The organism is Nocardia sp. NPDC004718, assembly GCF_053601535.1.
Map to the genome: position 1 here is coordinate 1 of NZ_JBSGCA010000042.1, position 14346 is coordinate 14346.

Genomic DNA, 14346 nt, shown 5'->3' on the forward strand with positions numbered 1-14346 from the left:
GCGCGCACGCCATCCCGGAGACGCTGTGGGGAAAGTTCGAAGCATTGGGTTGGGAGGCAGGCCCGCTCGGCTATCCGATCACCGACCGCACCGTCGTGCACGGGGCGGACGGTCAGACGACGGGTGAGGTGCAAGGCTTCCAAGGCGGAGCGCTCTACCGGCGCCGATCGAGCGACAGTGTGTGCTGGGTGCACGGCGCGATCCGCGACCGCTGGAACCGCTCGGGCTACCAGACCGGCCCGCTGGGCTGGCCGACGACCGACGAGATCCCCTGGGACACGGGTACCTACCAGGACTTCGAACACGGCCGGATCTACTGGACCCCGCGCCAGACCCTGGCCACCGTCGCGGTCGGCGGAGTCGACACACCCTTGCAGGACGTCGCGAGCTGACCGATGGATACAGAAAGGTAAGGGTCGACCGCGACGAGCGGTCGGCCCTACCAAAACTGAAGCGACAACTGATCTCGTACGAACATGGGTAACTCACGGGGTACGTCCAAAACTACGTGGCACGCAACGCAGGACCTGAACGCAAATCACGCACCACCCGACCAGTACGGCCTGAATACCCGGAGGGGCGGGCTAGCCTGGGACGTTGTCGCCGTGGCCGAGGTCGCGCAGCGCCTGCTTGATCTTGGCCTGGGCCTCGTCCAGGGACTCCGGACTCGGGTTCGGGTCGGCGCCGGAGATGTCGAAGTCACCCATCGAGAAGGCCGGGAACACGTGGACGTGCAAATGTGGCACTTCGAGACCGGCGATCAGCAGACCGGCGCGCGGCGCGTCCCAGGCCGCGCGCACGGCCTGGCCGATCTTCTGTGCGACAGCGGTCAGCCGGGCGAGGGTGTCGGTGTCGATGTCCTGCCAGTGGTCGATCTCCTTGCGGGGCATCACGAGGGTGTGACCGGGAGTGACCGGGGCGATGGTGAGGAAACCGACGAACTCGTCGTCCTCCCAGACGAAACGGCCCGGGAGCTGACCGGCGATGATCGCGCTGAAGACAGAAGCCATGTCCCGCAGCGTAGACCGGCCCGTGTGCCCAGGCGCCGGACCGCCCCGCGCTACACCGCGACGAAATGCGACAGGATGCCCTGCACCTCGTAGATGTCCACCTGCCGGTTGAACCGCTTCAGCAGCGGCTCGTCGCTGCCCGAGATCCAGATGGCCAGCTCCGCGTCCAGATCGAAGGTGCCCGCGGTCTCCACCGAGAAGTGGGTGATCGCGCGATAGGGAACGCTGTGGTAGCTCACCTTGCGGCCGGTGACGCCCTGCTTGTCGATGAGGATCAGGCGGCGGTTCGTGAACAGCATCGCGTCACGGACCAGCAGGTACGCGGCATAGACCTGTTCGCCGTTGCCGAGGAGCTTGGCGTACTCCTGTTGCGCCTGTCCCGGATCGATCCGGCCGGCGTTGCCCATCAGTCCGTCGATCAGACCCATCTCAGCACTTCCTTCGGATGCTCCGGCGGCACGAGTGGTCAGGCCCCCGCTCGTGCCGGAAAGGATGACAGTGGTCGGTGTGGGCCGTGTCACGCCCCACATCTGTTGTCCCCTTTCATCATCCCCTCCGCGCGCACCGGCAGCGGCGAAGACGCCGAACGGCTCGTTTAGGCTGTCTGCCGTGCGTGTACTCGTCATCGGTTCCGGAGCCCGTGAACATGCCCTCGTCCTGGCGCTGCGCCGGGACCCCGCGGTGACCGCGCTCTTCGCCGCCCCCGGCAACGCCGGGATCGCCCAGCACGCGCAGGTCCGCCCGGTCGACCCGTGCGCCGCCGAGGACGTGGTCGCGCTGGCCACCGAGGTGGACGCCGACCTGGTGGTGATCGGCCCCGAGGTCCCGCTGGTGCTCGGCGTCGCCGACGCGCTGCGGGTGGCGGGCATCCCGTGCTTCGGTCCGTCGGCCGCGGCCGCCCGGATCGAAGGCTCCAAGGCGTTCGCCAAGGATGTGATGGCCGCCGCGGGCGTGCGCACCGCGCACAGCGAGGTGGTGGACAACCCGGCCGAGCTGGACGACGCGCTCGACCGTTTCGGTCCCACCTGGGTGGTGAAGGACGACGGACTCGCGGCGGGCAAGGGCGTGGTGGTGACCGCCGACCGCTCCGCCGCGCGCGAGCACGGGGCCGAACTGCTCGAACAAGGCCACCCCGTGCTGCTGGAATCGTTCTTGGACGGACCGGAAGTTTCGCTGTTCTGCCTGGTCGACGGCGAGACGGTGGTTCCGCTACTGCCCGCGCAGGACCACAAGCGCGTCGGTGACGGCGACACCGGCCCCAATACCGGCGGCATGGGCGCGTACACGCCGCTGCCCTGGCTGCCCGCGCAGACCGTCACCGCGATCGTCGACGACGTGGTGAAACCCGTTGCCGCCGAGTTGGTGCGGCGCGGCAGCGGCTTCTCCGGCCTGCTCTACGCGGGGCTGGCGATCGGCGCGGCCGGGCCCGCCGTGGTCGAATTCAATTGCCGCTTCGGTGATCCCGAGACGCAGGCGGTGCTCGCGTTGCTGGACAGCCCGCTCGGCGAGCTGCTGCACGCCACCGCCACCGGCACGCTGGCGCAGGTCGCCCCGCCGCGCTGGCGCGACGGCTCCGCGATCACCGTGGTGCTCGCCGCGGAGAACTACCCGGGGCGTCCGCGTCTCGGCGACGCGATCTCCGGCGCGGGCGAGGGCGCCTCCGACGAGAACGCGACGGTGCTGCACGCGGGCACCACGCAGCGCGAAGACGGCGCCCTGCTCTCCGCGGGCGGGCGGGTGCTGAACGTGGTCGGCGTCGGCGCCGACCTTTCCGAGGCCCGCGCCCGCGCCTACGACCGCATCGCCGCGATCAAACTGCCGGGCAGCCACTACCGCACGGATATCGGCTTGGCCGCCGTCGAGAACCGCATCGAGGTCTGAGCCCGCGGATCGGCGCGCTCGAGCCACCGGGTGCGTCGCGGTTCAGCCGAACGTGAGTCCGCGCACCGCCAGCCACTGCTGCGGGTCCACGTGCTGTCCGCCGACGATCACCTCGAAGTGCAGGTGCGGCCCCGTCGAGTCGCCTCGGTTGCCCATGCGGGCGATCTGCATCCCCGCGGGCACCCGCTCGCCGACCGAGACGAAGAAGTCGTACATGTGCCCGTAGACGGTGATGCTGCCGTCATCGTGGCGGATTCGCACCCACAGGCCGAAGCCCTGCGCCGGTCCCGCGTCGATGACGGTGCCGTCGGCGACCGCGTAGATCGGGGTGCCGATCGGGCCCGCGATGTCGATGCCGTTGTGGAACGTGCCCCAGCGCGATCCGAAGCCGGAGGTGAAGACGCCGTGGGCGGGTAGAACGAAGCCCCGGCCGCCCGGCAGCATCGCCCCGGGCTGCACCGGCGCGGTTCCGGTCATCCACGGCTGCTGCTCACCGGCGACGGCGGCGGCGGCCTCGGCCTTCGCGCGTTCGAGCGTCGCGCGTGCGGCGGCCGCGACCACCGCCTGTTCGCGCAGCCGCTCACCGTTGGCGATGGCGTTCAGCAACCTGGTCACCGAGGGCGGAGTGTTCTGCATCTGTGGTGGATACGCGACGGCGACGAGCTGGGCGCGGTCCGGCGCGGGCGTGCGATCGGTGACCGTCCCGGCGAACGACATGTCGCTCGCGGCGAACACCGCGGTCGCCGCGAGCCCGCCGAGCAGCACCTTGTGCTTGCGCGCCAGCCCGAGCAACTCCTCGCCGGTGGGTTTGCGGCGCCACAGGTCACGGGGCTCGGGCCTGCGCCGCCACCAGGCCCGCAGGTGGCGGCGGCGCGCCCATAGCACGCGCGGATCGAGTTTCCGGAAAAGTCGAGGTCGGGAACGTCGCGGTAGGCGCGCACGCCAGTCGCGCGGAATGACGCCTATGCCGGCTACTCCGCGCACTCGGTCGAGTCCGTCTCGTCGAGACTTATCGAGCATCGGGTAGACCATAACCGCGACTGCGCGGTGAAGCGTGCTCTACCGTCTGTCGAGTGTCCAGACAATCTCGCCGGTCGACCATTCCACCTTTCTACGTGATGGATGTGTGGAAAGCCGCCGCGGAACGCGCCCGGACGCACGGTGATGTGCTCGTGCTCGCGGCGGGGCAGCCGTCGACGCCCGCGCCCGCGCCGGTCCTGCGCGCGACCCAACTGGCCATTCAGTCCGAATTGCTGGGTTATACCGAGACTTTCGGCATCCTGGCGATTCGGGAAGCGATCGCCGAACATCATCGGGAGACCTACGGTTATCAGGTCGATCCGGACGACGTCGTCGTGACGACCGGCTCGTCCGGCGCCTTCTCGCTGATCTTCCTCGCCGCGTTCGACCCCGGCGACACCGTCGTGGTCGCGCGTCCGGGCTATCCGGCCTACCGCAACACGCTCGCCGCGCTCGGCTGCCGCGTGCTGGAGCTGGACTGCGGCGCGCAGACCAGGTTCCAGCCCACCGTCGCCATGCTCGAAGCGCTTCCGGAGCCGCCCGCCGGTCTGGTGGTGGCCAGCCCCGCCAACCCCACCGGCACCATGATCGCCCCGGCGGAGCTCGCGGCGCTGGCCCGCTGGTGCGACGAGCACGGCACACTGCTGATCTCCGACGAGATCTATCACGGCATCACCTACGACACGGGGGCCGACAGCGCGACCTCGTCGGCCTGGGAGACCTCACGGGAAGCGGTGGTGATCGGCTCGGTCTCCAAGTACTTCTCCATGACAGGCTGGCGGCTGGGCTGGATGCTGGTGCCGAGCGGGCTGCGCCCCGCGTTGCAGCGCCTGGCCTCGAACCTGACGGTGTGCCCGCCCGCTATCTCGCAGTACGCCGCGTTGCACGCGTTCGGCGCGGAGGCCAAGGCGGAACTCGACGGGCACGTCCGCCGGTACGCGGTGAACCGCAGGTTGCTGCTGGACGGACTGCCGAAACTGGGCATCACCGACCTCGCCCCGGCCGACGGCGCCTTCTACGCCTACGCCGACATCGGCCACCTCACCGACGACTCCCGCGCCTGGTGCGCCGACGTGCTGAACCACACCGGCGTCGCGCTCGCACCGGGCGTGGATTTCGATACCGTCAACGGACACCGAACGGTACGTTTCTCGTTTGCCGGAGCCACCGCCGACATCGAGGCGGCGCTGCTGCGTCTAGGGCACTATCTATGCGTTTGAAAGCTCTGCCCGGCAAGAACTTTTCGCAGTTCGGCACCCTGGCCGCGCGGATGCGGTAAAACAACGATGGTTGCTTTTCCTCGCTGATTTCCCCTGGAAGAACTGATGACGACTGGCACGATGGCACGGTGATCACCGCGACGACCCCGAAAGGCGAACGGCGTCGCCAGGCTTTGATAGCCGCCGCTGCCGAGCTGTTGCTCGAAGGCGGATTCGAGGCGGTGCGGCATCGTTCGGTTGCGACGCGCGCTGATCTGCCTCTGGCGTCGACCACCTACTACTTCGAATCGCTGGACGACCTCATCGCGCGAGCGGTCGAGTTCAGCGGCAACGCCGAGTTGGACGCGATGCGCAGGCGAGTCGGCGAGGTGAGCCACCGCCGCCGTGGCGCGGAGGCCACCGTCGACCTGGTGCTCGACCTGCTGGTGGGCAGCGACGGGGCCGACGAGGGCGCGCGCGGACAGCTCATCGCCCGCTACGAGCGATCGGTCGCGTCGGCGCGGCACCCGGAGCTACGCGAAGTCCAGCTACGGCTGCGGGCCCAGCTGGACGAGCTGCTGGCCGACGTGCTGCGCCGATCCGATCGGATGGTGCGGCCGGAACAGTTGCGCCGACTCGTCGCGGTGGTGGACGGAGCCGTGGTCGCCGCGCTCACCGAGATGGACCCGGAACCCCGGCGGATGGCTCGCGGCGCGCTGCTGGAAGTGATCGACATCGTCGCGCCCCCGGCACGGTCGGCGCCCCCGGAGGCGGCGGCCTACGCGGCCGCGGACAGCCCCGTGCGTGCCACGCCCCAGCAAGTGGATCGTTACCGAGCACTAGACTGACCGGACGTGAGCATCGTCCCCAATGTCCTCGCCACCCGCTACGCCAGTCCCGGGCTGGTGCATCTGTGGTCGCCGGAGCACAAAGTCGTACTCGAGCGGCGGTTGTGGCTGGAGGTGCTGCGGGCACAGGCGGAGCTGGGCGTCGACGTGCCCGACGGGGTGATCGCCGACTACGAGCGGGTGCTCGACGAGGTGGATCTGTCCTCCATCGCCGAACGCGAGCGGGTCACCCGGCACGACGTGAAGGCGCGCATCGAGGAGTTCAACGCGCTGGCCGGGCACGAGCACGTGCACAAGGGCATGACCAGCCGCGACCTCACCGAGAACGTGGAGCAGCTGCAGATCCGGCTCTCGCTCGAACACGTGCACGCGCACGGCGTCGCGATCGCCGCGCGACTGGCCGAGCGCGCCGCGGAATACCAGGCGTTGGTGATGGCGGGCCGCTCGCACAACGTCGCGGCGCAGGCCACCACCCTCGGCAAGCGGTTCGCCTCCGCGGCCGACGAATTGCTGATCGCGCTCACCAGGCTGCGCGAGCTGATCGACCGCTACCCGCTGCGCGGGATCAAGGGCCCGATGGGCACCGCGCAGGACATGCTCGACCTGCTCGGCGGCGACCCGGCCGAGCTCGCCCGGCTGGAGCAGCAGGTCGCCCGGCACCTGGGTTTCGCGTCCGTGCTCACCAGCGTCGGCCAGGTCTACCCGCGCTCGCTGGATCACGATGTGCTGTCCACGCTGGTGCAAGTGGGCGCTGGCCCGTCCTCGTTCGCGCACACCATCCGGCTCATGGCCGGGCACGAGCTGGTCACCGAGGGTTTCCAGCCCGGGCAGGTGGGCAGCTCGGCGATGCCGCACAAGATGAACACCCGCTCCTGCGAACGGGTCAACGGTCTGCAAGTGGTGCTGCGCGGTTACGCCTCGATGGCGGCCGAGCTGGCCGGTGCGCAGTGGAACGAGGGCGACGTCTTCTGCTCGGTGGTCCGCCGCGTCGCGCTGCCGGACGCGTTCTTCGCCATCGACGGGATGATGGAGACCTTCCTCACCGTGCTGGCCGAGTTCGGCGCCTACCCGGCGGTGATCGCCCGCGAACTGGACCGGTACCTGCCGTTCCTCGCCACCACCCGCATCCTCATGGCAGCCGTCCGGGCCGGTGTCGGCCGCGAGACCGCGCACGAAGTGATCAAGGAGCACGCCGTCGCGGTTGCCTTGGCCATGCGCGAGCAGGGCCGCGAACCCGACCTCCTTGACCGCCTCGCCGCCGACCCGCGCCTCCCGCTCGACCGCCCCGCCCTCGACGCGGCGCTGTCCGACAAGTCCGTCTTCGTCGGCGCCGCCGAAGGCCAGGTCGCCGACGTGATCGGCCAGGTGCAAAAACTCGTCGACCGGTACCCCGACGCGGCCCGCTACTCGCCGTCCCCGATCCTCTAGCGCAACCGCGCCTTTCGCGGGGAAATCCTTCGTGGCGCGGGCGGGAACCGGAACGGATTGCGTAGCACGAAGACACAGACCGCCGCATAGGCTGCGAGTCGTGAATCCCTACACGATTTTCGCCGATATCGTTGCCGGGCGAGCGCCGTCGAGCAAGGTCTACGAGGATGACGATGTTCTGGCGTTCATGGACATTCTGCCGATGACGCCGGGGCATCTGCTGGTGGTGCCGAAGGTGGCGGCGCGCAGTCTGGCGGAGCTCGATCCGGTCGTCGGGGGGAAGTTGTTCCAGGTGGGGCAGCGGCTTGCGGCGGCGTTGCGGGCCAGTGAGGTGGGGTGCGACGGGGTGAATTTCTTTCTGGCGGATGGAGTTACCGCCGGGCAAGAGGTATTCCACGTCCACTTGCACGTGATCCCTCGCACACCGGGCGACGGGTTCGGTTTGCGCGGCCGCCCGACCAGCCCGCGGCGGGAGGATTTGGACTATCTGGCGGCCTCCATCCGGGGCGCGCTGAAGGACTGAATTCGCCGCGCCGCGTCCGGCGAGGTCGAGCGGCTCGCCCGGTGGTTTCCCAGCCGTTGGCTGCTCAGTCGCGGACCAATTCGGCCGCGGTCCGATTCGGGTAGGCGCTGTAGCCCTCGGCGGTGCGGCCGTAAAGGAACTCCTCGCGAATCGGCGACACGATCGGCGAACTGCTGCCGTGCATCCACGACGTCGACGGCACGCCCAACGCCAGGGCGACGCCGTTCCTGGTGGAAAAGCTCACCGAGGAGCGCGGCAGGATCGATCAGGCGATGCGCGATCTGCGCCGGACGGGTGACGTGCTCGACGGCATCATCCAGGCGGCGGGCGGCGAGGCGTCCGAACAGTAGGGTGGACGCCATGGCTCTCGACAGCGGAACGATCTCCGAACCCGGTAGCGGCGCGGTGGCGCCGCCGGTCGCCAAGACGGTGCCCACCGAGCGGGTGCACCACGGCGACGTGTTCGTCGACGAGTACGAGTGGCTGCGGGACAAGGACAACCCCGACGTCATCGCCTACCTGGAGGCGGAGAACGCTTATACCGAGGCGCAGACCGAGCACCTGAGCACGCTGCGCGAGACGATCTTCGACGAGATCAAAGCGCGCACGCAGGAGACCGATCTGTCGGTGCCCACCCGGCTGGGCGACTACTGGTACTACTCGCGCAGCTTCGAGGGCAAGCAGTACGGCGTGCACTGCCGGTGCCCGGTCGCGGCGGGCGCCGAAGGCATCGACGCGTGGACTCCGCCGCAGTTGAACGCCGAGACCGAGGTCCCGGGTGAAGAGGTGCTGCTCGACAGCAACGAACTGGCCGAAGGACACGATTTCTTCTCGCTCGGCGCGTTCTCGATCAGCCATGACGGCACGCTGCTCGCCTACTCGGTGGACAACGTCGGTGACGAGCGGTACGTGCTGCGCTTCAAGGACCTGCGCACCGGCGAACTGCTCGGCGACGAGATCGCGGGCACCGCTCCGGGCGCGACCTGGTCGCTGGACGGTAGCCACGTCTTCTACCAGACCGTCGACGAGTCGTGGCGGCCCGATACGGTGTGGCGGCACCGGCTCGGCGCCACCGATCCCGACGTCAAGGTGTTCCACGAACCCGACGAGCGCTATTGGGTGAGCATCGGCGCGAGCCGCTCGGAGAAATACCTGATGATCTGGGTCGGCTCCAAGATCACCAGCGAGGGCTGGGTCCTCGAGTCCGACGATCCCGAGGGCGAGTTCCGTGTGCTGCTGCCGCGCCGCGAGGGCGTCGAGTACTCCGCCGAGCACGCGGTGATCGGCGGCGAGCACCGCTTCCTGATCCTGCACAACGATGTGGTCGACGGCGTCAAGGCGGAGAACTTCGTGCTCGCCGAGGCGCCGGTGGACGACCCGTCGAACCTCACCCAGCTGATCGGCCATCGCGAGGACGTGCGGCTCGAGGACATCGACGCGTTCCGCGACCACCTGGTGCTCAGCTACCGGCGCGAGGCGCTCACCCGCATCGCGGTGTGGCCGCTGACCGACTCCGGTTACGGCGAGCGCCGCGAACTCGACTTCGATCTGGAACTCTTCGCGGTCGGCGTCGGCTCCAACCCGGAGTGGGCGCAGCCGACCCTGCGCATCGGTGTGACCTCGTTCATCACGCCGATGCAGGTGTTCGACTACGTCCCGGTCACCGGTGAGCTGCTGTTGCGCAAGGAACAGCCCGTGCTCGGCGGCTACGACGCGAACGAGTACGAGCAGCACCGGGATTGGGCCGTGGCCGAGGACGGCACCCGGATTCCGATCTCGCTCGTGCGGAAGAAGACGACGGCCGACGGGCCGAAGCCGCTGCTGCTGTACGGCTACGGCTCCTACGAGGCGAGCATCGACCCGTCCTTCTCGGTTGCCCGATTGTCGCTGCTGGATCGCGGCATGGTCTTCGCGGTCGCGCACGTGCGCGGCGGCGGCGAGATGGGCAGGCTCTGGTACGAGCACGGCAAGACGCTCACCAAGAAGAACACCTTCACCGACTTCGTCTCCGCCGCACGGCATCTCGTCGACACCGGGGTTACGGCCCCGGACCGGTTGATCGCCGACGGCGGCAGTGCGGGCGGCCTGCTGGTCGGCGCGGTGGCGAACCTGGCTCCCGAACTTTTCACGGGCATCCTGGCGAACGTCCCGTTCGTCGATCCGCTCACCTCCATCCTCGATCCGTCGCTCCCGCTCACCGTGATCGAGTGGGACGAATGGGGCAACCCGCTGGCCGACGAGGACGTCTACGCGTACATGAAGTCCTACTCGCCGTACGAGAACGTCGAGGCCAAGGACTATCCGGCGATCCTGGCCATCACCAGCCTGAACGACACCCGCGTGCTCTACGTCGAGCCCGCGAAGTGGATCGCCAAGCTGCGCGCCACCGCGACCGGTGCTGCGCCGCTGTTGCTGAAGACGGAGATGAGCGCGGGCCACGGCGGGGTCAGCGGGCGCTACGAGAAATGGCGGGAAGTGGCCTTCGAGCACGCTTGGATTCTGGACACGCTCGGTCTCGCCGGCGCGTAGCGCACCGGCGCGCCGACGCCTGCCATCGGGTGGCATCGGCGCGCCGACCGCGGGGCGGCCGCTCGGCACAGGCGTGGCGGAGTGTTCGCCACGTGGTCATACAGGCTGCACATCACGGACACGTGCGGCTGGCACCGTGGGGTCATGAACGCTGAGTTGATCGTGTCGATTTCCGGGATCAGGGACACCACCCGGGACTCGGCGATCGAATTCGCCGAAGAGATGGATCGGCGCGGCGTGCCGCTCTCGCTGCTGGTCGCGCCGCGGCTGAAGGGCAAATACCGGCTGCTGGAGGATCCCGCGACGCAGGCCTGGCTGCGCGGCAGGCGGGCTCGCGGCGACGCGATCGTGCTGCACGGCTATGACCAGGCGGCCACCAAGCGGCGGCGCGCCGAGTTCGCCACGCTGCCCGGACACGAGGCGCGGCTGCGGCTGACCGCCGCGGACCGGGTGCTGGAGCAGGCCGACCTGCGCACCCGGCTGTTCGCCGCTCCTCGCTGGGATGCCTCGACGGGGGCGCTGGAGGCGCTGCCGGGAGCCGGTTTCCGGCTGGCGCTCGGCCTCACGTCGATCGTCGACCTGGAGCGCAACACGGCGCAGAAGGCCAGGGTGTACGGCATCGGCGAGGGTTTCCGCGCGGAACCGTGGTGGTGCCGCGCCCTGGTCATGGGCGCCGCGCGCACCGCCCGTCGCGGCGGGGTGCTGCGGCTGGCCGTGTCCGCCGCCCAGCTGGGGCGGTCCGGCCCGCGCCAAGCCGTGCTCGACGCCGTCGACCTCGCGCTGTTCCACGGGGCGGCGGGCGCCACCTACCGGTGGGAGCCCTTTGCGGCGGCTCGGGCCGCATGACTGACGCCGCGGGTGACGGTGGGTCGGCTCCATCGCCCGCGGCCGGTCGGGACCGCCTTCGCGCGACCGATCGGCGCCGCCGCCCGCGAATGGCGTAGCCGGGCGGCGGCGCTGTCATTGCTCAGGACGCGGCGATCGACGGCTTCGCCACGGCGGGCGCCGCGTTGTGTGTGAAGCCGCCCGCCTCGGCGCGCGTGAGCGAGGTCGAGAACGGCCGCTGCCGTAGCTGCCGCATGCAGCGGTCGAGGTCCGCGAGCAGCAGGTCGGCCATGTCGATGGTGAAGCCGTGGCGCAGCACCGCCCGCATCACCGTCTCGTCGTTCCGGTCGGCGGGCAGCGGATAGGCGGCGATCAGCCAGCCTCGGGAGCGCAGCCGGTCGGACAGGTCGTAGAGGTTGAAGCCTGGATCGCCGGTCAGGCGCCAGCACACCGCCGTGATGCCGCGCTGCGGGTCGCCGTCGTGGATCAGTTCGAAGACCCCGAGCGCGCGCACTCCGGCGGCCAAGTGCTGCGCCGCGCGGTAGATCGCGGACTGCACTCGCGCGTAGCCGGTGCGCCCCAGCCGGATGAACTGGTAGTACTGCGTGATCGCCTGCCCGCCGGGCCGGGAGAAGTTCAGGTTGAAGGTGGCCATGCTGCCGCCGAGGTAGTCGACGTCGAAGATCAACTCCTCCGGCAGGTCGCCGGCTTCGCGCCAGATCGCCCAGCCCACGCCGAGTGGGGCCAACCCGGTCTTGTGGCCGGAAGCGTTGATCGACTTCACCCTGGGCAACCGGAAATCCCAAGCCAGATCCGGTGCGGCGAACGGGGCGAGGAAGCCGCCACTGGCCGCGTCGACATGAATAGGGATGTCCAGGCCCTTCTCCCGCTGCAAGGCGTCGAGCGCCGCGCTGATCCCGGCCACATCCTCGAACAGGCCGGTATAGGTCTGCCCGAAGGTGGGCACGACCATCATGGTGTTCGCGTCGCAGTACTGGGCGAGGTCGTCGGGGTGCATGGTGAGCCGCTCGCCGCGTAATGGGATCTGGCGGATCTCGACATCGAAATAGCGCGCGAATTTCTCCCAGCACACCTGGACCGGTCCACAGACGAAGTTGGGCGTCCCGGCGCCGCCGCGCTTGCGCCAGCGGAATTTCGCCGCCAAGCCGCCGAGCATGGCCGCCTCGCTGGATCCGGTGGTCGAGGTGCCGTGCGTGACGGCCGGATCCGGCGCGTGCCACAGATCGGCGACCATCCGGACGGCTCGGCGCTCCAGCTCGGCGGTCTGCGGATACTCGTCCTTGTCGACGATGTTCTTGTCCAGGCATTCGGACATCAGCCTGCGCGCCTGGTCGTCCACCCAGGTGGTGCAGAACGTGGCCAGGTTCATCCTGGAGACGCCGTCGAGCATCAGTTCGTCGTGCACGATCTCGTAGGCGACCTGAGGAAACATTTCGTGCGCGGGGAATCCGGACCGCGGCGCGGACCGGCTGAGCCCCGGAAGGGCGAACAGGTCATCGGCTGCTTCGGACATGAGAACGGCCTCCCGATTCGACGGTGTGCGGGTGTGCCTGCCGAGGATGCCGACAGTTAGCCAACGCCCTCGAAGCTCAGCTTGGCACACCCTTTCCACCATCGGGCGCACTTCCCGCTTCCGCGCGCGGACCGTCCGAACACCCGGCCGGCGGTGCGAACTCCGCCCGAGGAACGGGGGATAGGGTGGGGGAATGGCGGAGGATGTGCGGGTGGCGGAATTGCGCGGTGCCGTGGCCGGATTGATGGACCGGGCGAAAACCGATTTGGCGCAGCTTGTTTCGTTTCAATCGGTGGCCGATCCACGGCAGTATCCGATCGAGGAGTGCGACATGGCGGCGCAGTGGGTGGCCGACGCGTTCGTCGCCGCCGGACTGACCACGGTGGGCTTACACGAAACGCCGGACGGCACCAAGGCGGTCGTCGCGTCCCGGCCCGCCCCCGACGGCGCGCCCACGGTGTTGCTCTACTGTCACTACGACGTTCAGCCGCCGATGGACGAGGCGGCGTGGCGCACCCCGCCGTGGGAACTGACCGAGCGCGATGGGCGCTGGTACGGACGCGGCAGCGCCGACTGCAAGGGCAACATCGTCATGCACCTGACGGCGTTGCGCGCGCTCGGCCCGGATCTGCCGCTGGGGGTGACCGTCGTCGCCGAAGGTTCCGAGGAGCAGAGCACCGGAGGACTGGAGCGCTTCGTCGAGGCCAATCCGGAACTGCTGCGCGCGGACGCGATCGTGGTCGGCGACTGCGGCAACTTCGCCGCCGGTGTGCCGACCCTGACCCAGACTTTGCGCGGCGGCGTGAACGTGGTGGTCACGGTCGAAACGCTCGCCAGCCCTTTGCATTCCGGCACGTTCGGCGGCCCCGCCCCGGACGCGCTGGCCGCGCTGATCCGCTTGCTGGCCTCGCTGCGCGACGAGCGGGGCAACACCACCATCGACGGGTTGCCGAACGATCAGGTCTGGCCGGGCGTCCAGTATCCGAGCGAGCAGTTCCACGCCGACGCGCGCGTCCTGCGCGACGTCGAACTCATCGGTGACGGCACCGTCGCCGACATGCTCTGGGCGCGACCGGCGCTGACCGTGCTCGGCATCGACGCGCCGCCGGTGGTCGGATCGGCCGCCGCGATCCCCGCGACCGCGCGGGCCCGCCTCAACCTGCGTATTCCGCCTGGCGCCGACCCGGAAGACGCGTACCAGGCGCTGCTCGCGCATCTCGAGGCCAACACGCCGTGGCGCGCCAGGCTGACCGTCGAGCTGGAAGGCACCGCAGCGCCGTTCCGTTCCTCGACCGGCGGACCCGCGCGCGCCGCGATGGAAGCGGCGCTGGCCGCGTCCTACGGCCGCCCGGCGACCACCCAGGGGCAGGGCGGCTCGATTCCGCTGTGCAACGTCTTCGCCACCACCTACCCGGACGCGGAGATCATGCTGATGGGTGTCGAGGAGCCGAAATCCTTGATCCACGCGCCCAACGAGAGCGTGGATCCGAAGGAGATCGAACACATGGCGCTGGCCGAGGCGATATTCCTCGCCACCTACGCCGGGTAG

Annotated in this window: 14 protein-coding genes; 9 read left to right on the forward strand and 5 right to left on the reverse strand. The window is 69.5% G+C overall.

Features of this window, described 5'->3' with window-relative positions; genetic code table 11:
• The coding region (locus ACWEH3_RS26730) for an LGFP repeat-containing protein (protein ID WP_452358401.1) at window positions 1–392 on the forward strand (392 nt) is incomplete at its 5' end.
• Between the two features lie 192 nt (window positions 393–584).
• On the opposite strand, the gene ACWEH3_RS26735 is transcribed toward ACWEH3_RS26730, so the two are convergent.
• Both ACWEH3_RS26735 and ACWEH3_RS26740 read right to left on the reverse strand, forming a co-directional pair.
• The gene (locus ACWEH3_RS26735; protein WP_450026246.1) at window positions 585–1010 is read right to left on the reverse strand and encodes an HIT family protein; all 426 of its coding nucleotides are present in this window, start codon (window positions 1008–1010) and stop codon (window positions 585–587) included.
• Between the two features lie 50 nt (window positions 1011–1060).
• Window positions 1061–1438: a PH domain-containing protein gene (locus ACWEH3_RS26740; protein WP_067795076.1), complete on the reverse strand. Its 378-nt coding sequence runs from the start codon at window positions 1436–1438 to the stop codon at window positions 1061–1063.
• A 181-nt stretch (window positions 1439–1619) separates the two neighbouring features.
• On the opposite strand from ACWEH3_RS26740, the gene purD reads away from it, so the two are divergent.
• Window positions 1620–2891 carry a phosphoribosylamine--glycine ligase gene (purD, locus tag ACWEH3_RS26745; protein WP_450026244.1) on the forward strand — a complete coding sequence of 424 codons (1272 nt, stop codon included), beginning with the start codon at window positions 1620–1622 and terminating at the stop codon, window positions 2889–2891.
• A 42-nt stretch (window positions 2892–2933) separates the two neighbouring features.
• On the opposite strand, the gene ACWEH3_RS26750 is transcribed toward purD, so the two are convergent.
• On the reverse strand, window positions 2934–3911 hold the full coding sequence (locus ACWEH3_RS26750) for a M23 family metallopeptidase (protein ID WP_450026242.1): 978 nt from the start codon (window positions 3909–3911) through the stop codon (window positions 2934–2936).
• 98 nt (window positions 3912–4009) lie between these two features.
• On the opposite strand from ACWEH3_RS26750, the gene ACWEH3_RS26755 reads away from it, so the two are divergent.
• The 4 genes from ACWEH3_RS26755 (at window position 4010) to ACWEH3_RS26770 (ending at window position 7909) form a co-directional block, all read left to right on the forward strand.
• Window positions 4010–5131 carry a pyridoxal phosphate-dependent aminotransferase gene (locus ACWEH3_RS26755; RefSeq protein WP_450026250.1) on the forward strand — a complete coding sequence of 374 codons (1122 nt, stop codon included), beginning with the start codon at window positions 4010–4012 and terminating at the stop codon, window positions 5129–5131.
• 128 nt (window positions 5132–5259) lie between these two features.
• Window positions 5260–5958 carry a TetR/AcrR family transcriptional regulator gene (locus tag ACWEH3_RS26760; RefSeq protein WP_355076926.1) on the forward strand — a complete coding sequence of 233 codons (699 nt, stop codon included), beginning with the start codon at window positions 5260–5262 and terminating at the stop codon, window positions 5956–5958.
• A 6-nt stretch (window positions 5959–5964) separates the two neighbouring features.
• Window positions 5965–7386: an adenylosuccinate lyase gene (gene purB, locus ACWEH3_RS26765; protein WP_450026240.1), complete on the forward strand. Its 1422-nt coding sequence runs from the start codon at window positions 5965–5967 to the stop codon at window positions 7384–7386.
• Between the two features lie 100 nt (window positions 7387–7486).
• Window positions 7487–7909 (forward strand): HIT family protein, encoded by a 423-nt coding sequence (locus ACWEH3_RS26770; RefSeq protein WP_450026238.1) that lies wholly within the window; start codon window positions 7487–7489, stop codon window positions 7907–7909.
• A gap of 64 nt (window positions 7910–7973) precedes the next feature.
• Here the strand turns inward: ACWEH3_RS26770 and ACWEH3_RS26775 are convergent, their stop codons facing one another.
• Window positions 7974–8153 (reverse strand): hypothetical protein, encoded by a 180-nt coding sequence (locus ACWEH3_RS26775; protein WP_450026236.1) that lies wholly within the window; start codon window positions 8151–8153, stop codon window positions 7974–7976.
• 116 nt (window positions 8154–8269) lie between these two features.
• On the opposite strand from ACWEH3_RS26775, the gene ACWEH3_RS26780 reads away from it, so the two are divergent.
• The gene (locus ACWEH3_RS26780; RefSeq protein ID WP_450026234.1) at window positions 8270–10438 is read left to right on the forward strand and encodes a S9 family peptidase; all 2169 of its coding nucleotides are present in this window, start codon (window positions 8270–8272) and stop codon (window positions 10436–10438) included.
• A 144-nt stretch (window positions 10439–10582) separates the two neighbouring features.
• Window positions 10583–11284 (forward strand): DUF2334 domain-containing protein, encoded by a 702-nt coding sequence (locus ACWEH3_RS26785; protein WP_452358402.1) that lies wholly within the window; start codon window positions 10583–10585, stop codon window positions 11282–11284.
• 121 nt (window positions 11285–11405) lie between these two features.
• Here the strand turns inward: ACWEH3_RS26785 and ACWEH3_RS26790 are convergent, their stop codons facing one another.
• Window positions 11406–12797: a glutamate decarboxylase gene (locus ACWEH3_RS26790; RefSeq protein WP_450025945.1), complete on the reverse strand. Its 1392-nt coding sequence runs from the start codon at window positions 12795–12797 to the stop codon at window positions 11406–11408.
• Between the two features lie 193 nt (window positions 12798–12990).
• Between ACWEH3_RS26790 and ACWEH3_RS26795 the strand changes: the two genes are divergently transcribed.
• Window positions 12991–14346, forward strand: coding sequence for a M20/M25/M40 family metallo-hydrolase (locus ACWEH3_RS26795; RefSeq protein ID WP_450025943.1), 1356 nt, complete (start codon window positions 12991–12993; stop codon window positions 14344–14346).

Coding starts and splice junctions, on each gene's coding strand:
- ACWEH3_RS26735 (WP_450026246.1), bottom strand. CDS start 1,010: ATGGCTTCTGTCTTCAGCGCGATCATCGCCGGTCAGCTCCCGGGCCGT.
- ACWEH3_RS26740 (WP_067795076.1), bottom strand. CDS start 1,438: ATGGGTCTGATCGACGGACTGATGGGCAACGCCGGCCGGATCGATCCG.
- ACWEH3_RS26750 (WP_450026242.1), bottom strand. CDS start 3,911: ATGCTCGATAAGTCTCGACGAGACGGACTCGACCGAGTGCGCGGAGTA.
- ACWEH3_RS26755 (WP_450026250.1), top strand. CDS start 4,010: ATGGATGTGTGGAAAGCCGCCGCGGAACGCGCCCGGACGCACGGTGAT.
- ACWEH3_RS26780 (WP_450026234.1), top strand. CDS start 8,270: ATGGCTCTCGACAGCGGAACGATCTCCGAACCCGGTAGCGGCGCGGTG.
- ACWEH3_RS26785 (WP_452358402.1), top strand. CDS start 10,583: ATGAACGCTGAGTTGATCGTGTCGATTTCCGGGATCAGGGACACCACC.
- ACWEH3_RS26790 (WP_450025945.1), bottom strand. CDS start 12,797: ATGTCCGAAGCAGCCGATGACCTGTTCGCCCTTCCGGGGCTCAGCCGG.
- ACWEH3_RS26795 (WP_450025943.1), top strand. CDS start 12,991: ATGGCGGAGGATGTGCGGGTGGCGGAATTGCGCGGTGCCGTGGCCGGA.